The organism is Pseudoalteromonas sp. A22 (genome assembly GCF_018141345.1).
Lineage (GTDB): Bacteria > Pseudomonadota > Gammaproteobacteria > Enterobacterales > Alteromonadaceae > Pseudoalteromonas > Pseudoalteromonas maricaloris.
On the sequence record NZ_CP047238.1, the window covers coordinates 1,677,449 to 1,697,620 of the forward strand.

The window sequence follows — 20,172 nt, forward strand, 5'->3', positions numbered from 1 at the left end:
TAAAAAGTGTCTATCGTAAGGATTTGAGTAACGCTACATGTCAGACATTTTAATTGTTGACGATATGCCGGAAAACCTCCAAGTATTGCAGCTCATACTAAGAAAGGAAGGATATAAAGTATTGGCAGCACGAGGGGGGGACATTGCCTTAGGTATCGTTAAAAAGCATCAGCCTGAATTAATTATTACTGATATAAAAATGCCAAATATGTCGGGGATTGAGCTATGTAAAGTGCTTAAGTCCGACAATTCAACGGCGGCCATTCCCGTTATTTTTGTGAGTGCTTATGAAGACAGCGAGAGCTTGGTACAGGCATTCGAGGTCGGTGGAGTTGATTACATCACCAAACCCTATAAACCCGCTGAAATCATAGCCAGAGTAAACACCCAATTTAAGTTAATTGAAGCGCAAAAGTTAGCGGTAAAACAGCAGCTATCTAAAGCCATAAACCAAATGGTGATGGGGATTGCACACGAAATCAATACCCCGCTTGGTACCAGTATTACGTCCAACACCTTTTTAGAAGGCGTCATGCAAGAGCTACAAAGTGCACTTACCGCAGGTACGCTTACGCAGGATGGGTTGGTTACGGGGTTTGAACAGATCAAAGACAGTAGTGCGCTGTGCAGCCGTAATCTAGAAAAAGTGGCTAAGTTTGTCAGCTTATTAAAATCGGTCTCTCAGTCTGAGCGAGATAGCAGCTGTGCTGACGTTAAATTACAAGAAATAGAAACAAGACTGAAAAAAGATTTTTCCAAGCAAGACGTACAAATCCAGTTTGTTGGTAACACAACAACTGAGGTTTACGTGGATGGACAAGCTCTGGTTGAGGTGTTGAGCAACTTAGTTGAAAATTCCATTGCGCATGCCTGGATTGACCATGATCACCTTGCGACTATCACCTTCACGCACTCGGGTAACAATTTACATGTGAATTATACTGACAATGGAATAGGGCTTAGAGGAATCAGTACACAAGAGTTATTAAAACCATTTGTTACAACAAAAAGAGGTAATGCAGGCCATGTTGGGTTAAGCGCAAATTTAACTGCCAACTTGGTTTCAGGGGCACTCAATGGAGAGTTTAGCGTGAAAAATACACCGCAAGGATTGGAGTGGGATATCCAAATACCGATAGATGCCCCCGATAATGCTTGATCTGCATCAAAAGTCTCAGGTCCTATACATAAAAGCGGACATAAGTCCTTATATCATTTGTCCTAATTCAATAAGCTCGCTCGCTGTTAAAACGTAATCTTTAAAAAGTATTCTGCTAACCATGTAATTAGCTACACTTTTTGAAGAATTATCGACAACACGATCGTATAAGGGCTTTTTAGCCTTTGCTGTTGCTGTTTTGAGTGAGGCTTGTTGAATACAAGTTTACTGCTTAAAAACAACCCCCTAGGTTAACAGACCCGATAACATACGCCTTACCTTCTACTAGGTACGCAGTGTTGAGATGACACGGGAAGTGCGTTATTTACTCCAATGTGCAATTGAGTAAATAACCATGAATTACTAATAATTTTGGTGGAACCATTATGCAACAGTTACCTACCGTAGACTATCAATCGCCAAATGCTGCGAAAGAATTTGTAGAATCTTTAAGAAACACGGGTTTTGGTGTACTAAAAAATCACCCAATCCCACAAGAGTTGGTTGAATCAATCTACAAACATTGGCAAGAATTTTTTAACTCAGAAGAAAAACACGAATTCCTTTTCAATAAAGAAACCCAAGATGGTTACTTCCCATCAGAAGTCTCTGAAGTTGCGAAAGGTTTTACAGTAAAAGACATCAAAGAGTACTTTCACGTTTATCCAAAAGGTCGTGTACCGGCTCAATTAGAAGCAGAAATTCGTGAATATTACCGTTTAGCGAGCGAGTTTGCTCAAGAATTGCTAAGCTGGGTACAAGCCGAAGCGCCTGCAGATGTGAGAGCGAGATTCTCTATCGACCTTAAAGATATGATCAAAGAATCAGAGCAGACATTACTGCGTATTCTTCATTACCCACCAATGACAGGTGATGAAGAACCAGGTGCAATTCGCGCCGCAGCTCATGGTGATATCAATCTACTTACTGTATTGCCAGCGGCAAATGAGCCTGGCCTGCAAGTGCAAAGACAAGATGGCAGTTGGTTAGACGTACCTTGCGACTTTGGTTCGTTGATTATTAACATTGGTGACATGCTGCAAGAAGCGTCGGGTGATTACTTCCCATCGACAATTCACCGTGTGATTAACCCTACGGGCAAAGCATCGACGAAATCTCGTATTTCATTGCCGCTATTCTTACATCCAAGACCGGATGTTGTGTTGTCAGAGCGTTACACTGCAGATAGCTATTTGCAAGAGCGTTTAAGAGAACTTGGGGTTAAGTAATCTGCGAATAACCTGAACGATAAGGTTAAATCGATAAAGCGACTTGATGTAATATTGGGTCGCTTTTTTATTATGTGTCTAACAATCCCTAATCTCTGTTAGTCCTTGTAATTTGACGATTATTGCAATTTTTCACTGACAATCCTCACAATCTGTGCAATATTAGTTTTTTTCAAAATGAAGAAATTTCTTGAAAAAATTAATGACAACGCTGTCATTTGTTGTGTAACATCAATTCAACATGAATGAAAAACCGTGTCTAACGAAAATAATAACGCGGTCTAATCCAGAACAAGGTAGGGGTCTTTACATGATGGCTAAACAGGTTAACCAAGACCAACTATACATCGGCGTCGATGGTGGTGGAACAAAATGCCGCGCTACAATTTATTCTCTTCAACATGGCGTTTTGGGTACGGGTCTAGGCGGTCCTGCGAATCCCTTACATGGTTTAGAGCGTACGCTTGAATCTATCATGGTGTCGACACAAATGGCGTTACAAGACGCGGGTCTTCGTGTTGAACAAGTACATGAGCTAAATGCAGGTCTTGGCCTTGCAGGTGTTAACTTACCCGCGCTCTATGACAAAATCATGCAATGGGAACATCCCTTTAAACAAATGTTCCTTACCACAGATTTACACACGGCGTGTATTGGTGCTCATGAGGGGAGCGATGGTGCCGTGATTATTACGGGCACCGGCTCCTGTGGTTTTGCCTTGGTTGATGGTAAAACAGTGAACTATGGTGGTCATGGCTTTGCGCAAGGCGACATGGGCAGTGGCGCTTGGATGGGATTAGAGGCGGTAAAAGCTGCATTGCTAGATCTCGATGGCCTTGGCGAAAAAACGTCATTGAGCCAAGTATTACTAGAGCACTTCAGTGCGAAAGGGGCAATGGGTATTGCAGAGCAAATGGCGGGACAACCGTCTAGTGGTTATGCAAAGCTGGCTCGTTATGTATTAGAGCAAGCCAAGTTAAATGATGAAATTGCTCTTTCTATCGTAAAGTCTGGTGCGGAATATATTAGTCGTTTAGCAAAGCGTTTACTTGAACTAAACCCACCTAGACTCTCTATGATCGGCGGATTATCAGAGCCGCTACAACCTTGGCTCGACCCAGAAGTTGCAAAGCAAGTCCAATTACCGAAACAACCTCCTGAAATGGGGGCAATTTACTTTGCAATTCAAAGTGCAGGTCAAGAATTAAAAAAGGCGAACTAATGACGACTCAATGTTATTTTGCTCCAGAATTTTTTGATGGTGAAAGTGTTAGAAAAGACGTTTACTTCGAAATAAACAACGGCCAAATTGGTTATATCAATGAGTCGCAAGCGACCAATGTATCTAAGTTATCGGGACTAGTTGCACCAGGCTTTATTGACGTACAAGTTAATGGTGGTGGTGGTGCATTTTTTAACGCCGAGCAATCGACGGCATGCTTGGCGACTATGGTTAAAGCACATGGCCAATTTGGTTCCACGGGATTAATGCCAACCCTTATCACTGACAAAATTGAAGTGATGCAACAAGCGGCAGATGCAACAGCAGAAGCGATTGCTACTAATCAGCCCGGAGTGCTTGGGATCCATTTTGAAGGTCCACACTTATCTCATCCTAAAAAGGGTACGCATAGCGAAAAGTTCATCAGACCAATTTCAGAGCAAGAATTTGCGGTTTACGCGCGTCAAGATTTAGGCATCAAAATGGTGACTTTAGCACCTGAAACTGTGCCACTTAGCGATATCGAACGCTTGATTTCATTGGGTGTGAAAGTGTGTATCGGTCATTCAAACGCGGACTATGACACCGCTAACGCTGCACTCAATATTGGCGTTGATGGCTTTACTCACCTATTTAATGCAATGTCTGCGTTTACTTCCCGTGAGCCGGGCGTTGTCGGCGCCGCACTTTGGAATGACAATAGCTGGTGTGGTTTGATTGTTGATGGCCATCACGTTCATCCATTGTCGGCGCAGCTTGCGATTCGTACTAAGCAGCGTGGCAAAATGATGCTAGTGACGGATGCCATGCCTCCAGTTGGGACAGATGATACGGAGTTTGACTTTTTTGACGGCAGAAAAGTTATTCGTACCGGTGATCGATTAAATTCAACAACCGGTGAGCTTGCTGGCAGTGTATTGGATATGGCAAGTGCGGTGCGAAATACCGTCAATACGCTTAACGTGAGTCTAGCGGAGAGTTTGCGCATGGCCTCACTTTACCCTGCGCAATATCTTGGCTTGTCTCAAAAGGGGCATCTAAGATCGGGTGCTGATGCTGATTTCGTGGTGCTCGATAGCGATTTGATTGTGAAGCAAACCTATATTGGTGGCCAGTTGTTATAACTGATATGCAATCGAGTAGTGGACGGAAACGGCCGCTTAAGTTTCCCTGATAAAACCCCGCAGCAGTACCGCGGGGCTTTGTTTTTTAAGCTTAGCCGGTAATTGGTTAAGCAAGGGTGGATCGACAACTCGGGTAGTTATTGTCGTGTGTAATGATAGAGTCATGATTGCAACGCGCATCAAAACTAACCTTGAGGCAAATGGATTTGCTTGATTGAGCGATCCATAGTTAATGTTTTCACGCGGATAAATAACAATGACAACGAATAATAAGCCAAAGCGACTTGCGTCTTTAGATGCCTTACGCGGCATGGATATGTTCTGGATCTTAGGTGGCCAGTCTATTTTTGCGGCACTGTTTGTATTGACCGGATGGCAAGGCTGGAAGGCTTTTGAAGCGCACACGCTACACAGCCCTTGGCATGGCTTCACTTTTTATGATCTTATCTTTCCACTGTTTATCTTTTTATCAGGTGTGGCGATGGGCTTGTCACCTAAACGTATCGACCATCTGCCCTTTAATGAACGTAAACCGTTTTATCTCAAAGCACTGAAGCGCCTTTTGTTACTGTGTGCTTTTGGCGTGTTATACAACCACGGTTGGGGAACTGGGATCCCAATGGATCCTGACGGTGTTCGCTACGCCAGTGTATTAGGTCGCATTGCGTTTGCTTGGTTCTTTTGTGCTTTACTGGTTTGGCATACGAGCTTGCGAACCTTGGCTTATGTGGGTGTAGGCATATTGATATTTTATTGGTTACTGCTTTGCTTTATCCCGGTTCCTGGTGGACAAGCGGGGGACTTAAGTGCAAATGGTGTTGGTAGTTGGAATGCGTTCATTGATACGTATTTACTACCAGGGATCAGTTATCAAAATCGTCCTGTTGACCCAGAAGGTGTGCTGTCAAGCTTACCTGCCATTGTAAATGCTATCGCAGGTGTATTTGCTGGTCGTGTTATTGCTAATGCACAAACGCAGGGAGAGTGGAAAACCGTTGGTATTTTGGCAGGCTCAGGTGTACTCGTCTTAGCACTAGGTTGGCTTTGGGATATGCAATTTCCAGTTAATAAAGAGCTTTGGACAAGCTCATTTGTGCTAGTAACCGTCGGCTGGAGTGCAATTCTACTAGCGGTATTTTACGCGATAGTAGATGTACTGAGTTTTCAGCGTTGGGCGTATCCATTTGTTATTATAGGAGCCAACTCCATTATTATTTATTTGGCGTCAAGCTTAGTGAATTGGACCTTTATTAGTAAAAGCGTATTCGGTGGCGTGATTGCCGCCGTGCCAACTGCGTGGCAACCATTAATTGCTGTTTTTGCGCTACTGGCGGTACAGCTTTTAGTGCTGCATTGGATGTATAAACGTCGTATTTTTGTAAGTGTGTAATATTCACAAGCCTCCTTTCAAAAAGCCCACCGTTGTGGGCTTTTTAACACCTTTCGATTGCATAGAGTAAAAAATATCCATATTTTTTTTCACTTTTGCTTTACAAGCGAATTATTTCTGATAATAATGACAGCGTTGTCATAATGGTAATAACCTAATGTTGTGTATCCCAATTAGGTTCGATCTGACCTTGCTTTGATTGCACGCGAGGCAAGGCTCAGATCCCATTTTATTCTAATCATCTCAACATTTGGTTAATCGTATGCAAGTAGTCATTTTAAAAGACGCTGCCGAAGTGGCAGCATATGGTGCAGACATTTTTACAACGCAATTAAAGCGTAAAGCTAACTCTGTGTTGGGATTAGCGACGGGTTCAACACCGGTCGCTTTGTATCAAGAATTAATTAAGCGTAACCAAGCGAACGAAATCAGTTTTGCTGAAGTTACCAGCTTCAACCTAGATGAATATTTAGGCTTAGATGGCTCGCACCCGCAAAGTTATCGTTACTTTATGCAGCAGCAGCTGTTTGACCATATCAACATTGATAAAAGTAACACGCACGTACCACCGGGGGATGCAAAAAATCCAATTACGGCGTGCGGCGAGTATGAAGCGCGTATTAAATCTGCTGGTGGTATTGATGTACAGCTATTAGGTATTGGCAGAAATGGCCATATTGGCTTTAACGAGCCATCTTCTGGCTTAACGTCACGCACTCGGGTTAAAACCCTAACGAAAGCGACGATTGATGATAATGCTCGTTTTTTTAAAGCTGATGAGTACCAACCTCACTTGTCAATCACAATGGGTATTGGCACGATTTTAGACGCTAAAAAAGTCGTGTTATTAGCGACGGGTGAAAATAAAGCCGATGCTGTTGTTGCTATGGTGGAAGGGCCGTTAACTGCGGCGTGTCCTGCTTCGGCACTACAAATGCATCGTGATGCTGTAATCGTCATCGATGAAGCTGCGGCATCTAAGCTAAAAGATATTGAATTCTATAAGCATATTGAAAACGAAAATCAAAAGCTGTTGGACTATCTTGCCTCTCTGTAGTGTGAAATCACACTGTAGTTTTCAAAAGCCCATTTATGGGCTTTTTTTTTGCCTGTACCTTTGTGCTATGGTAGTTTTAAGGTCTCACCGAGGTGGATAAAATGTTCCAGAACACGAAGGAATAGGGGCTTGCTGTATTACACGCAAATGACGTTGGACAGAGCGTCTAACGAAAGAAAAGATCAAAACTGGTTATTATCTCAAATGGGTGACAATAGTCGCTGGTTATTAATTCAAGACGACGCTAATTTAGTGCGTGCCCGAGATAATGAATTACATTATCTTTCTCGAACAGAAGTCGCTGATTTAGCACTCCAAGACGCGATATTCTTAGGTCGTGACGAAGCGCACAGCTATTTTGCGCTTGACGTCTCTAAACAACGAGACAAGCTTTCTTTTATTGACTCCGAGTCAGAGTTCATCGACATGCGCCAAGTGGGTCGTAACTTACCAAAGCAACAAGGCTCAATTGGCGTGCTTGCACGAGGCTTATGCTACTGGCATAAAACCCATTGTTTTTGTGGACGTTGTGGGCAACCCAATAAAATGGTTGAAGCAGGTCACGCAAGACGTTGTGTTAACCCTGAATGTCGCCATATGACGTTTCCACGTACCGATCCCGCCGTTATCATGCTTGTCACTCATGTTTTCCCTGATGGCGTTGAACGCTGTTTGTTGGGCCGTCAGGCTGTTTGGCCAGAAGGTGTATTTTCGACGCTGGCTGGGTTTGTTGACCCCGGCGAGTCGTTAGAGCAAGCCGTGATAAGGGAAGTGATGGAAGAGGCGGGTGTTGAAGCATATGACGCCACTTATATTGCCTCACAGCCTTGGCCGTTCCCGTCTTCACTTATGCTTGGATTTATCGCGAAGGCGAAAACCACAGAGATTTTTGTCGAGCAAGATGAGCTTGAGCAAGCTAAATGGTTTTCACGGGCGGAGCTTAATACATTTTCAGAGTGGGGTGATACAAAGCCCGGCTATAAACTCACCAGAGAAGACTCGATCTCCAGATATTTAGTTGAATACTGGCGTGCACAATCAGAAGAGTAATTATGAAAAAGCATACTAAAATCGTTGCTGCTGGAAGAAAAGCAGAATATACCAAAGGGGTAGTAAACCCAGTTGTTCAGCGCGCCTCTACCGTAGTTTTTGAGAGCGTTGCCGAAATGCAAGAAGCGATAAAAGGCCGTGGACATCGCACTTTGTTTTACGGCCGCCGTGGCACCAATACCCATTTCGCCTTGCAAGATGCCATTACTGAGCTTGAAAATGGTGCGGGTTGCGCCTTGTATCCGTCTGGTGCTGCTGCTATCGCACAGTCACTACTGTCATTTTTAAAAGCAGGCGATCACTTGCTAATGGTGGATACTGCCTATGAACCAACCAGAGATTTGTGCGATAAGCTGTTAAAAGGCTATGGTATCGAAACCACTTATTATGACCCTATGGTTGGCGCTGGTATTGACGCGTTAATTCAAGACAATACCAAAGTGTTGTTCTTAGAGTCTCCAGGTTCAATCACTATGGAAGTTCAAGATGTGCCAGCGATGGTTGAAATTGCAAAGCGCCGTGGCGTTATCACTATGCTTGATAATACGTGGGGTAATGGCTGGCAGTTTCGTCCGCTCGATCATGGTGTTGATATCAGCATTCAAGCCGCAACCAAGTATATTGTTGGGCATTCGGATGTCATGATGGGGGTTGCTGTTGCAAACGAGCGTTATTGGCCTGAACTTAGAGAACACTCGTATTTACTTGGTCAATGTACCTCTGCAGATGATGCCTATTTAGCACTACGTGGGCTACGTACTATGCCTGCGAGGTTAAAACAACATGAGCAGTCGGCAATGACAGTGGCGAAATGGCTCGAAGCGCATCCGCTCGTGGATCACGTTAGACATCCCGCTTTTGAGACTTGCCCAGGCCATGAATTCTTCAAGCGAGACTTTGATGGTAGTAATGGTTTATTTTCAATCGTAATGAAAGAAGGTAGCCAAAAGGCGATTAACCGCTTCTTAGATGCTTTATCCCATTTTAAAATGGGTTTCTCATGGGGCGGCTATGAAAGTTTAGTTACAGCCAATAAAACCATGGAGCATTTGCGATCAACCACAGGTTGGACATTGGGCCCCGTGATCCGCCTTCACATAGGTCTTGAAGACGTAGAAGACTTGATAGAAGATTTAGAACACGCACTTAAGGTTTACGAACAAAACCTCGGTAAATCTTAAAACCTCGGTTCGACTTATTGGTAAGGGGTGCTTCATTTTAAAAGAGGTACCTCGGACTTATTTATACCATTATGAAGGTCTCATGTTTTTCATCACCTTGACCCAAGTAGTGCCATTACCTAATACTTCCATTTCATAATTCTCCAAAATCTGTAGACACAGATCATATAAAGCTAGTTTTATGGCGTTGAAAGGAGTAACTTTATTTACGTATTTTTGCCAGCTTTACATAAAATAATACATAGGAAGTTTCAAGGAGAATTATATGATGGAAGTAATGTGGAGTAGTATCAGCGTCATAAGTGCGCTTGTTTACATAGGTTTTATTTTTTTGTGTATACCAATTCCCCTCTTTATTTATCTTATTTCAAAACGAGTCAAAGAAATGAGAGATTTAGCAGTGGAATCAAGAATGGAAATTAAAGAGATCAATGCCAGTTTGAAGTACTTTAAACGTAAGTACAGGGAATCTATTGAGGAAGGTAATATTTAAGACTTACGTCACAAGAATATTACAACCCAAATTCAAGGAAAAGTGATGAAATTAAGTTTATTGATTATGTTACCGATAGTCTCACTCAGCGCTTGTGTAGTAATGCCTGTTCAAGATACTGCTCACACCAACAAGTGCGAGATTTCATCGGATAGAAAAACCCTAAAGATAGTAGATGTTGCAGATGAAACCAATACGTATTATTCCGTGAGTGGAATTATATTAACGCCGATACTCGTACCTACTACTGCTATTATTTCGGGAACTTATGTGCTGGCAAATAATGCCTATCGTCTTGGGGAAGAGACGATAAAATGCGAGAACAAATCTTAAAACAATTACAGACTTGTATAATTGTTGCGTCGTGTGTTGGTTTAAGCACAGCGCAACGCTCCAAAACCACTTGTGCGAGCTCCTTGGTTTGCTGAATTTTTACTTTTCTTAAGTATTTAGCCTTCAGCCTACAAATATCTCCTTTTTATATTTTTTTCTAATGCACTGAAAAATTTAGATATTTTAATAGCTTTAAGTTGTTTGCCATTTAGACTTAACTTTTTTCAAGCCGCTTTTACCACAAAGCGAAGCCGGTGTTATCCCAATACAACACCTTCAACTTGTTCTTATTTTTATTATAAAACGCAAACATTAGGCCGCTCATTGCAGACTCAGTCAGTATTCTATGGCCTTGTGTTTAGGTGAAGTTTACTCTGTTCCTAGCCTTTTTAGCGGAAATTTCGTCAGGTGCTATTGCAAGTCAGTTAAAATTTTTATCCAGCGACTCCTCGTTCAGCATCGTGTACAGAGAGCCCACACCATCAAGTAATAATCAATGCTCTTTAAATTTAAGTAAATATTTAAATATAAGCGTTGATTTTGGGTAAAGTTATTGTTAATTTTGGTTGGTGTTTAGCATTATAAAAGCAGTAATAACATTAAATTAAAGGAATAACGATTATGACAGCCGTCATTAGAGGGATCGGTGTATGTGTCCCACCAAATATTGTTACTAACGATGATATTTCAAAAACACTTGATACCAGCGACCTGTGGATTCGTGAACGGACAGGAATAGAGCGCCGGTACATGGTAGATGGCGAGATATCCACTATGGATCTCGCGATTAAAGCCGGGCTTAGGGCAATCGAATCGGCACAAACCAATAAAATAGACATGGTTATCGTTGCAACAACCTCTCCCGAAAGACTTTGCCCGGCAGTTGCTCCAGAAGTGGCTGACAAACTGGGGCTTAAAGGAGTCGCGGCCTACGATATCACGTCTGCTTGCGCCGGATTTGTTTATGGCATGGCAACCGCAAAGGGCTTTGTGGAAAGCGGTATTGCCGATACTGTTTTGCTTATTGGCGCGGAAGCATTTACAAAATTTGTTAATAAAGATGATAGAACCACTTGGCCAATTTTTGGCGATGGCGCAGGTGCTATGGTTATCGGCAAAGGAGAGCCAGATGAACTAGGTGCGATTGGTCAATTTGATCTTGGTGCTGATGGTTCTCTCAGCGATGCATTATGCACACATGCAGGGGGGGCAAGGCAAAGGGTTAAGGACTCCTTAGGGCAACACGCGCAAAGCCAAGCCTACTATCTCAGTATGAATGGCCGGGTCGTATATGAAAATGCAGTTTCACAAATGACCCAGTCTTCGCTCAAAGCGGTCAGACAGAACGATTTGACCATCGAAGAGTTAGACTGGATGATCGGGCATCAAGCCAATATCAGAATTCTTCAAACAGTAGCGTATGAGTTAGACCTACCGGAATGTAAAGTAGCCAGCAACATTGCTGATCATGGCAATACGCTTACGGCTTCAATTCCATTGCTACTAAACGATTATGCACACAGCAACCAGCTAAAACCAGGTCAGAAACTTCTAATCACAGCATTTGGCGCAGGTTTCTCCTGGGGGTCAACGGTTGTGACCTGGCCAGATCTCAGAACCTATCCAAAAGAATGGAATTAATTTTCCAATCATTTTTTCATCAACAAAAAAACAAGCGAGGCAATTATGTTTTCACTAAACGAACTTAAAACGATCATTGAAACTAGATTCAAAATGGATGTATCTACAACTTCCGGAGATACTTCTCTCGAAGACATCGGTTTTGATTCTCTTTCTCAGCTGGATCTTGCTCAGGCGATCCATAAACAACACGGCATTAAAATTAGCGATGATGATATGGAGTCAATCTCAACGCTAGATGATGTTGTTAATTATGTCAGCGGGAAACTGTCATGAGCAATCAACCTGTGGTGATTACCGGTATGGGGATGATCACCCCTGCAGGTAACTCTGTTTCAGAAAACTGGGACAATATCATCAAAGGCGAAACCAAAGCGGCTTTAGACCCAAGTCTCGAAGATTGTCCGGTTAAATTAAGTTGCAGAGTCAACAATATCGATGAACTGGATATGGAAGTAGCCAAACCTTGGTTTTGGGACGACTATGCAAAGTTCGCCCAACTTGCCACTCTTGAAGCTCTGAGATCGGCGGGATTGGATCACAAAAATTGGGAAGACCCGACACGCGTAGCTGTTTTAATCGGCTCTGGCGCCGGTGGTACACAGACATTGGAGGCGCAACATCGCGCTATGTTAGAAGGTGATTATGAAGATTTATCTCCTCTGACATTGCCAATGGGGTTATTAAATATGGCTGCCGGGCAAGTTGCTATTGAGGTAAATGCGCTCGGACCGTGCTTTTCTCCCTGCAGTGCCTGCGCGTCAGGTGCTATGGCAATTGGACTAGCTAAATATCTAATTAACAACGACATTGCCGATGTGGTCATTGCGGGAGGAGCGGAAGCCGCCATTACTCCTTTCTATGTCTCGTCGTTTGCAAAAATGCGGACGTTGAGTTTAAACCCCGATCCTGCTACGGCTTCGCGCCCGTTTGACAAAGAGCGAAACGGGTTTGTTATTGGAGAGGGAGCCGGTGTTCTAATCTTAGAATCTCAGGCACATGCGAGCAAAAGAAATGCCCCTGTAGCTGGTCATTTATTAGGATATGGCTTTTCGGCCGATGCTCATCACGTAACAACGCCTCACCCTGAAGGCGAAGGCGCATTTTTGGCGATGCAAGCGGCACTAAAAGATGGGCAATGTCACCCCTCTGATGTTGGTTACGTTAATGCGCACGGGACATCAACTAAAGGCAATGATGTTATTGAAAGTGAAGCGATAAAAAGGCTATTTGGCTCACAAGTACCAGTTAGCTCAACAAAAGGAGTCACAGGTCACTTACTAGGCGCAGGTGGTGCTATTGAGGCTATTTATTGTCTCAAAGGGCTTCAAAGCGGCGTTATCCCCGCCAGTGCGAACTTGAAAGAGTTGGACCCAAATATCAATGTAAATGTAATTGCAGGTAACTCCATTGAGCGACAGTATCGCATAGCGCTATCAAATTCATTTGGTTTCGGAGGCCAAAACGCGGCGCTGTTGTTATCAAATTAATAAGGAAAATTATATGGAACTACAGACAAAAAAGGACTTGCTAGGCTTTATCTACAACCGAGCTTATGACTTGGATCATAAAGATCTGCAGGTTTTATTACGAGACAATATTTTCAAATACCAAAGTGGTCTTAATATGGCCGAGTTGGGTAAGCTATCTTATAAAAGAAGTGAATTTATACACTCTAAGATTGAATCTCCTCTTGAGGTACTGGCAAATCCCTCTAGGCTATTTGCCCTTGCTGAGTGGGCAGGTTTGCTTGATGTATCTTGCTTCTCAATCATCATGGTTCACTATAACCTAACTATGGGTACATTCTATGACCATGCATTACATAACCAAGCGACCGCTGCAGAATTAGAAGAATTAAATAACCTAAAATCTTTCGGGCCTTATATGGCCACTGAACTAGGGTATGGAAATAATGTTGCCGCATTAAAAACGGAAGCAATCTATGACCATGATGAAAAGTGCTTCTTTCTGAATACACCTGACTGCCTGGCACAAAAATACATGTCTTACAGCGGCTTTTCAGACATACCTAAAATAGCTGTTGTAATGGCAAGACTAAAAATTAAAGAGAAAGACCACGGTGTGTTTCCCTTTGTTGTTCGTCTTTGCGATGAAAACGGATTACGTGACGGTATTCAGGCGATACCTTGCCCAGAAAAACCAGTGCAAGGTCTGGACAATGGCCTCACTTCGTTCCACAACCTGAGAGTCGAGCGAGATCACGCTTTAATGGGTGAGATCGCAGCTATCTCAGAAGATGGAGAATTTGTAGCCAATATTAAGAATGTACGAGCAAGATTTTTAAAATCTATGTCGCGCATCATGCCCGGTCGCCTTTGTGTTTCGAGTGCTGCGCTTGGAGCAGGCAAAGCGAGCTGTTACATTGCCTTGAAATTTGCTCAATATCGTTTATCTAATGCGCCTGGTGCTAGCGATACTGCAATTATACATTTCCGACCATTCCAGCGAGCGTTGTTTGTTAACTTGAGTAAAGTGTATGCCATGTCTGCATTAACAAACGATGGCAAGACTAAATTCCTCGATGGCGATGGCAAAGTAGATAACGACTTAACAACTCAAATTAATATCACTAAAGCCATTGTAACCTGGGAAATGGCTGATGTTGTCTCAAACTGCCGAGAACGAGTTGGCGCTCAGGGGATATTCTCTATAAATAAAATCACTGAATATATTTCCTTGCTGCAAGGCCTAGTAACGGCTGAAGGTGATAACCAAGTCCTAATTGCCACTGCGGCTGGGCAACTTGTCAATCAGTCTCCTGCGGCTCTTATCCATACAGGTGATGAGCACCTGAGTGAACTGTCTGTAGAGAATATCATTACATTGTTAAACGCGAGAGAAAGCCACTTACATAAGAGCATTTCAGAGAATAAGATAAACTCAGCAGGTAGTTTCTTTGATGAGTGGAATGACAACGCAAATGATTCTATTAAGTTAGCCCGTCTGAGAGGCCATCGATTAGCGCTGCAAGCTCAGGCGAAATGGCAATGTGAGTCTTCTGTAGCCCAATCACATTTGGAAACTTTAGGTCGCTTGTTTGGGTTATCACTTCTAAAAGAAGATTCAGCCTGGTATTACAGTTGTGGTCTAGTCCAGCGCGATCTGATTCATGGCTTGGACAGAGAAATCGACAGGCTTTGCCTGCTCCTCGAGCCTCATATCAACACACTCATTGACGCGTTTGGCTATGACGAAGCACTTTTTGATGCTCCCATTTGCTTCCCTGATTATGGCGAACAGTTTACGGCTAGATCCGAACGTATGAATAGCGAAGGAAAGCGTTATGAATAAGCACTTATATAAATGCCCCGTGAGATGGTCTGATATGGATGTCTATGGTGTAGTAAATAATGTATCAATCATGCGTTTGCTCGAAGAGGCTAGAGTTGATTTTATTTGGGGGATTTCAAAAAAAAATGGCGATGCATTTTTCGATCAAGGTTCGGTAGTTGTGTCTCATTCTGTTAGATATCATGCTCCATTGGTTCACAAGCATGAGCCCGTGAACATTACAATGTGGGTAAGTGACATATCCGCAGCGACAGTAACCATTGCATATACCGTGCATGATGGCGATCGGCTTTGCACTTCAGCTGAAACAACTATGGCACCTTATTGCTATAAAAAGTCACGGCCCCGGTCTTTAAGTGCAGCAGAAAGTGCATTTTTCGAGACCTACCTTCATCAGGATAGTGGTGTTACTTTATGAAGTTAGCAACCATTTTAAGCAAGGGTAGTCGCTACCCTTGCTTAGTTGACTGCAATGGTGATTTAAGAGATGTGTCGAGCATTATCGGTTCTTGGTATGATACAGCGCTGTCACTTAGCGCACTCAACACTTTAATTTCCGATGTTAACTTAACCTTATTACCAAAGTTTAATGACCAGGAAGTTCAGTTTCTAGCGCCAATACAGCCAAAACAGATCATTTCTATAGGGCTAAATTATAGAAAGCATGCTCAGGTAGCGGGCCTTTCTTTACCAAAGGAGCCCATTATTTCTTGCAAATCAATTGGCTCTGTATGTGGGCCGACAGACCCAGTGTTAATCCCTACGCACGCCAACCACGTCGACTGGGAAGTTGAACTCGGCGTTGTCATCGGCGAAACCTGCCAATTATTGGAGTCAGAGCAACAAGCACACAACTCGATATTAGGGTACTGTGTCGCCAATGACTTCTCAGATAGACAATGGCTACTTGAACGTGAAGGTGAATGGGTAAAAGGCAAATCTTTTCAAAGTTTTTGTCCTCTAGGACCATACGTTGTGACTGCTGATTCCTTCTCTTACCCTCTGGACCTAACGTTAACTTGTTACGTTAATGGGGTCTTGAGACAAAATGGAAGTACGACAGACATGGTCTTTACACCTGCCTTTTTAGTGCATTATGTCAGCCAGTTTATGACCTTGTACCCAGGTGATGTAATACTAACGGGAAGCCCGGATGGTATATCCCTTGGAAATGACAATATACCTTACCTCAAGCCCGGAGACCGCGTTACAACACACATCAGTCAGCTAGGTTATCAAGAGCAACTTTGTCAACGTTACCCACAAAGTGAGGACATTCTAAATGAAGAATACACCATCTGACTTTGGTCTGACGATGACGCCCCATATGGTCACAATAGATTGGCATGAAGCTAACGGCTGGGGCGATATTCATCTTCAGAAATATCATGACCTGTCTCTGGCGCCACATTCTCAGTGCTTTCATTATGCTCAAGGTGTATTTGAAGGGTTAAAAGCATTTAGGCAAGCAAACAACGATGCGGCATTGTTTAGAGCTTATGATCATGCTCGTCGTTTTCAATCTTCATGTGAGCGCTTAGCCATCCCAGTGTTAGGTGAAGATGTGTTTGTTGATGCGTTGCTTACGCTGCTTAAAGCAGATCTTCAATACCTTCCTGATATAAGGGAGGGTACGCTCTATTTCAGACCTTTCATAATTGCAACTGAGCCTTCATTAGGCTTCTATGGTCGAGCTAAGAGCTTCAAGTTTATTGTTATCGCGTGTCCTATGAGCAACTATTTTAGCTCAACCAACGCCATTAACATTATGGTTGAGTCCAATTACAGTCGTTCAGCTAAAGGTGGAACTGGTGCTGTTAAAGCGATTGGTAATTATGCCGGAACCATCCTCTCTCAGCAGCAGGCCAAAGAACAGAACTATCACCAGGTTCTGTGGTTAGATGCCAACCACAACAAGTATATAGAGGAGTTAAGCTCCTCAAATATTTTCTTTGTTTATAAAGACAAAGTTATAACACCTCGCCTAAGTGGCTCGATTCTACCGGGGATAACCAGAGATACCACCATCAGTCTTATACAGCAAAATAACTTTACCGTTGAAGAGTCAAGCATTGAGCTGCAACAACTTATTAATGATTGGTATAACGGCGATCTGTTAGAAGTCTTTGTTACAGGTACCACCGCGGGTATCACCTCAGTTAAAAAAATTGATTATTTACAGCACAGCCTTAATTTTGAACAGTATTTGACCGCGCAAACACTCGCTCAGAAGTTATCAGATATTCAAATATCAAAAACACAAAATAATCAATCATGGCTAACCAATCTGAATTGTCATAAAAAATAAAACAATTAATTTCAAGGAATTAGATATGCATAACAACATTGAAAAAAAAGCGGCTTTCGTATCGGGAGGCGCCAGAGGTATAGGACGAGAAATCGTTCGTCACCTTGTCGCACATAATTATAATGTCACCTTCACCTATCGAAATAACCGAGAAGCCGCAGAGTCACTAATTCAGGAATGTGATGGTTCTGTGCTCGGTGTACTTAGTGATGCAGCAGATAAAGATAGCATTTGTCTGGCAATTGAGAAGCACATTACGCAATTTGGAAGATTAGATTATTTGATAAACAATGCGGGTATAAACAGAGATAAGGCTTTTAAATCCCTATCTTACGAAGACTGGCAACAAGTTATAGATACTAACCTATCAGGTACCTTTTTACACTGCCAACAGGCAATCAAATACCTTATAGAAACACAAGGAAGCATTATTAACATTGCGTCTGTATCTGGCTTAATAGGCGTAGCAGGCCAGGCAAATTATGCCGCTAGTAAAGCTGGCATATTGGGTCTCACTCGTTCACTTGCCAAAGAGTATGCAAGCAGAGGTGTTAATGTTAATGCTCTAGCCCCTGGTTTTATCGTAACGGATATGACAGATAAACTGCACGAGCGAGTAAAGGAGCAAGTACTGGACTCGATCCCGATGAAGCGATTTGGCAGTGCAAAAGATATTGCAGAAATTGTCACTTTCTTAGGCTCAAACTCTTGTAACTATATGACAGGGCAAGTTATTCCTGTTGACGGTGGACTTTCAGTTTAAAAAGGAAAGATGATGGTAAGTCAAAATGCATTAACGGTATTTGAAGCACTAAAAAATCTTGGTGTCGACTGTTCTATGGATGAGGATCAATGCGTCAAGCATGGACAAGATCAGTCACCTATTTCTACCGTGATTTCTCCTGATATAGTCGTGTACCCGAAGCATACTCAGCATGTGATGGACATTGTATCTATCGCTAATCAAATGAAAATGCCGATTGTACCTTTCGGAGCTGGTACCTCTGTTGAGGGTCACGTGCTACCAATTCATGGGGGATTGCCATGAATATGACACACATGAACCAGATTCTCGAAATTTCTCCTGAGTCTCTTACAGCAAAAGTGCAACCAGGCGTTACCAGAAAGCAGCTTGATCAGGCACTTGCTGCATATAATTTATGTTTTCCAATTGGTCCAGGAGTGAATGCGACGCTAGGTGGGATGTGCTCAACCGGTGCCAGTGGTACCAATGCTGTTAAGTATGGAACAATGAAAGAAAACGTGCTCGGGCTTGAAGTTATTACAAGCGAAGGAAAGCTTGCTAAAACAGGCACCAAAGCGAGAAAAACAAGTGCAGGTTATGACTTGACTAGATTGATGATCGGCAGTGAGGGAACGTTGGGTGTATTCACCGAAATTACGCTGAAGCTTTACCCGGTACCAGAGCAAATATCAGTGGCCATTTGTTCTTTTGAAAGTATCTCTGACGCAGTCAACTCTGTTATTAGTATAATTCAGAATAGTATTCCTATTGCGCGAGTAGAGCTGATGGATGGCCATACTGTTTCTTTAGTGAATGACTATAGCCAACTTGAACTATCTGAAATTCCAAAGTTAATCTTGGAGTTTCATGGATCGTCGCAGTATATCAGTGAACAAGTTGAGAGAGTAAATTCAATCGTATCTCAGTTTGGTGGTTCCGAGTTTAATTGGGCAACAGAAAAAGAAGAAAGAAACAAACTATGGCAGGCAAGACACGATACCTATTATGCCGCTATCGCCTCAAAAGAGAACGCTCGTTCGATTAGCACTGATACATGTGTTCCAATAGATAAATTGGCTGATTGCTTACTTGAATCGATTAATGAGGTTAACGACTCAGGTCTCCCTTATTTCCTTGTGGGGCATGTTGGAGATGGTAACTTTCATTTCGGATACTTGATTGACCCAGATATTGAAGCAGAGAGGCAAACTGCTGAAGCATTAAATTCCAGACTCATCGAACGTGCGATTAAGTTTGAAGGGACTTGTACAGGTGAACATGGTGTTGGAATGAGAAAAATGCACTATCTGGAACAGGAATTGGGGTCCGAGTCCATTAGCCTTATGCAAAAAATTAAACAAGCACTAGACCCTAATAATATCCTCAACCCGGGAAAAGTGGTGCTGCTGAATTCAGTACAGGAAGACATAGAAGGTTAAGTATGCACACATTAATAAGTACACCATTTGATGAATTACACCTAGGTAAAAAGGTCACTTTATATAAAAAAGTTACTGAATCTGATGTCGAACTGTTTGCACAAGTATCTGGCGATTGTAACCCGCTTCATCTTGATGAAGTGTTCGCTCAACAAAGCGTTTTTAAAACTAGAGTTGCTCATGGCATGCTAAGTGGCGCGTTGATAAGTGCCGCGCTAGCGATGGCAATGCCCGGACCTGGGAGTATTTATCTTGGTCAGGATCTAGCATTTTTGGGCGCGGTAAAGATTGATGAAGTTATACGTATAGAGCTTACAGTGCGAGAGAAAATAGGGATCAACAAAGTTCGTATCGAAACTAACATTTTCAATAGTGACAACAGGAAAGTGGTTGCAGGAAATGCTCAGTCTTATGTCAGTTCAGATCAACACTCTATTGAAGTGAAAGCCTTTCCATTTTCTTATATTGGTATAGTCTAATAGAAAT

21 protein-coding genes are annotated in these 20,172 nt (G+C 42.7%); all 21 read left to right on the forward strand.

All coding sequences use genetic code 11. The features are described from left to right. The first annotated feature begins 37 nt into the window (after positions 1 to 37). The 21 genes from GSF04_RS12290 (at position 38) to GSF04_RS12395 (ending at position 20,165) form a co-directional block, all read left to right on the forward strand. Complete coding sequence (locus tag GSF04_RS12290) at positions 38 to 1,159, forward strand: hybrid sensor histidine kinase/response regulator (protein WP_039495550.1); 1,122 nt, start codon at positions 38 to 40, stop codon at positions 1,157 to 1,159. Positions 1,160 to 1,545: 386 nt separating this feature from the next. After that, positions 1,546 to 2,388: an isopenicillin N synthase family oxygenase gene (locus tag GSF04_RS12295; protein ID WP_211859657.1), complete on the forward strand. Its 843-nt coding sequence runs from the start codon at positions 1,546 to 1,548 to the stop codon at positions 2,386 to 2,388. 310 nt (positions 2,389 to 2,698) lie between these two features. Next, positions 2,699 to 3,610 (forward strand): BadF/BadG/BcrA/BcrD ATPase family protein, encoded by a 912-nt coding sequence (locus tag GSF04_RS12300; RefSeq protein ID WP_010378041.1) that lies wholly within the window; start codon positions 2,699 to 2,701, stop codon positions 3,608 to 3,610. Next, the gene (gene nagA, locus GSF04_RS12305; RefSeq protein ID WP_211859658.1) at positions 3,610 to 4,734 is read left to right on the forward strand and encodes an N-acetylglucosamine-6-phosphate deacetylase; all 1,125 of its coding nucleotides are present in this window, start codon (positions 3,610 to 3,612) and stop codon (positions 4,732 to 4,734) included. The genes GSF04_RS12300 and nagA overlap by 1 nt, the downstream gene beginning before the upstream one ends. A 256-nt stretch (positions 4,735 to 4,990) precedes the next feature. Then, positions 4,991 to 6,124: a DUF5009 domain-containing protein gene (locus GSF04_RS12310; RefSeq protein WP_211859659.1), complete on the forward strand. Its 1,134-nt coding sequence runs from the start codon at positions 4,991 to 4,993 to the stop codon at positions 6,122 to 6,124. Between the two features lie 262 nt (positions 6,125 to 6,386). Continuing rightward, entirely contained in the window at positions 6,387 to 7,181 is a 795-nt protein-coding gene (nagB, locus tag GSF04_RS12315) for a glucosamine-6-phosphate deaminase (protein ID WP_045988699.1), read from the forward strand. A gap of 147 nt (positions 7,182 to 7,328) precedes the next feature. Further along, positions 7,329 to 8,231 carry an NAD(+) diphosphatase gene (gene nudC / locus GSF04_RS12320; protein WP_017219254.1) on the forward strand — a complete coding sequence of 301 codons (903 nt, stop codon included), beginning with the start codon at positions 7,329 to 7,331 and terminating at the stop codon, positions 8,229 to 8,231. A gap of 2 nt (positions 8,232 to 8,233) precedes the next feature. Then, complete coding sequence (locus GSF04_RS12325) at positions 8,234 to 9,412, forward strand: cystathionine beta-lyase (protein WP_211859660.1); 1,179 nt, start codon at positions 8,234 to 8,236, stop codon at positions 9,410 to 9,412. 265 nt (positions 9,413 to 9,677) lie between these two features. Beyond that, positions 9,678 to 9,905: a hypothetical protein gene (locus tag GSF04_RS12330; RefSeq protein WP_010378049.1), complete on the forward strand. Its 228-nt coding sequence runs from the start codon at positions 9,678 to 9,680 to the stop codon at positions 9,903 to 9,905. Positions 9,906 to 9,950: 45 nt separating this feature from the next. Then, positions 9,951 to 10,238: a hypothetical protein gene (locus GSF04_RS12335; RefSeq protein WP_211859661.1), complete on the forward strand. Its 288-nt coding sequence runs from the start codon at positions 9,951 to 9,953 to the stop codon at positions 10,236 to 10,238. A gap of 621 nt (positions 10,239 to 10,859) precedes the next feature. Continuing rightward, a complete protein-coding gene (locus tag GSF04_RS12345; protein ID WP_017219258.1) occupies positions 10,860 to 11,879 on the forward strand; it encodes a beta-ketoacyl-ACP synthase III in 1,020 nt (339 codons plus the stop codon). 45 nt (positions 11,880 to 11,924) lie between these two features. Next, positions 11,925 to 12,155 carry an acyl carrier protein gene (locus GSF04_RS12350; protein ID WP_052258289.1) on the forward strand — a complete coding sequence of 77 codons (231 nt, stop codon included), beginning with the start codon at positions 11,925 to 11,927 and terminating at the stop codon, positions 12,153 to 12,155. Continuing rightward, entirely contained in the window at positions 12,152 to 13,369 is a 1,218-nt protein-coding gene (locus GSF04_RS12355; RefSeq protein WP_017219260.1) for a beta-ketoacyl-[acyl-carrier-protein] synthase family protein, read from the forward strand. Before GSF04_RS12350 ends, GSF04_RS12355 begins: the two co-directional genes overlap by 4 nt. A gap of 13 nt (positions 13,370 to 13,382) precedes the next feature. Continuing rightward, positions 13,383 to 15,194, forward strand: coding sequence for an acyl-CoA dehydrogenase (locus GSF04_RS12360; RefSeq protein ID WP_211859662.1), 1,812 nt, complete (start codon positions 13,383 to 13,385; stop codon positions 15,192 to 15,194). Beyond that, a complete protein-coding gene (locus GSF04_RS12365) occupies positions 15,187 to 15,612 on the forward strand; it encodes a thioesterase family protein (protein ID WP_039495564.1) in 426 nt (141 codons plus the stop codon). Before GSF04_RS12360 ends, GSF04_RS12365 begins: the two co-directional genes overlap by 8 nt. Next, positions 15,609 to 16,496, forward strand: a complete 888-nt coding sequence (locus GSF04_RS12370; RefSeq protein WP_193521808.1) for a fumarylacetoacetate hydrolase family protein — start codon at positions 15,609 to 15,611, stop codon at positions 16,494 to 16,496. Before GSF04_RS12365 ends, GSF04_RS12370 begins: the two co-directional genes overlap by 4 nt. Beyond that, positions 16,477 to 17,502 carry a branched-chain amino acid aminotransferase gene (locus GSF04_RS12375; RefSeq protein WP_017219264.1) on the forward strand — a complete coding sequence of 342 codons (1,026 nt, stop codon included), beginning with the start codon at positions 16,477 to 16,479 and terminating at the stop codon, positions 17,500 to 17,502. Before GSF04_RS12370 ends, GSF04_RS12375 begins: the two co-directional genes overlap by 20 nt. Positions 17,503 to 17,527: 25 nt before the next feature. After that, positions 17,528 to 18,265 carry a 3-oxoacyl-ACP reductase FabG gene (gene fabG, locus GSF04_RS12380; RefSeq protein ID WP_211859663.1) on the forward strand — a complete coding sequence of 246 codons (738 nt, stop codon included), beginning with the start codon at positions 17,528 to 17,530 and terminating at the stop codon, positions 18,263 to 18,265. A 9-nt stretch (positions 18,266 to 18,274) separates the two neighbouring features. Beyond that, on the forward strand, positions 18,275 to 18,550 hold the full coding sequence (locus GSF04_RS23460; protein ID WP_211859664.1) for an FAD-binding protein: 276 nt from the start codon (positions 18,275 to 18,277) through the stop codon (positions 18,548 to 18,550). Then, on the forward strand, positions 18,547 to 19,686 hold the full coding sequence (locus GSF04_RS12390; protein WP_211859665.1) for an FAD-linked oxidase C-terminal domain-containing protein: 1,140 nt from the start codon (positions 18,547 to 18,549) through the stop codon (positions 19,684 to 19,686). The genes GSF04_RS23460 and GSF04_RS12390 overlap by 4 nt, the downstream gene beginning before the upstream one ends. A gap of 2 nt (positions 19,687 to 19,688) precedes the next feature. Beyond that, positions 19,689 to 20,165 carry a MaoC family dehydratase gene (locus GSF04_RS12395; RefSeq protein ID WP_017219267.1) on the forward strand — a complete coding sequence of 159 codons (477 nt, stop codon included), beginning with the start codon at positions 19,689 to 19,691 and terminating at the stop codon, positions 20,163 to 20,165. Positions 20,166 to 20,172 lie beyond the last annotated feature (7 nt).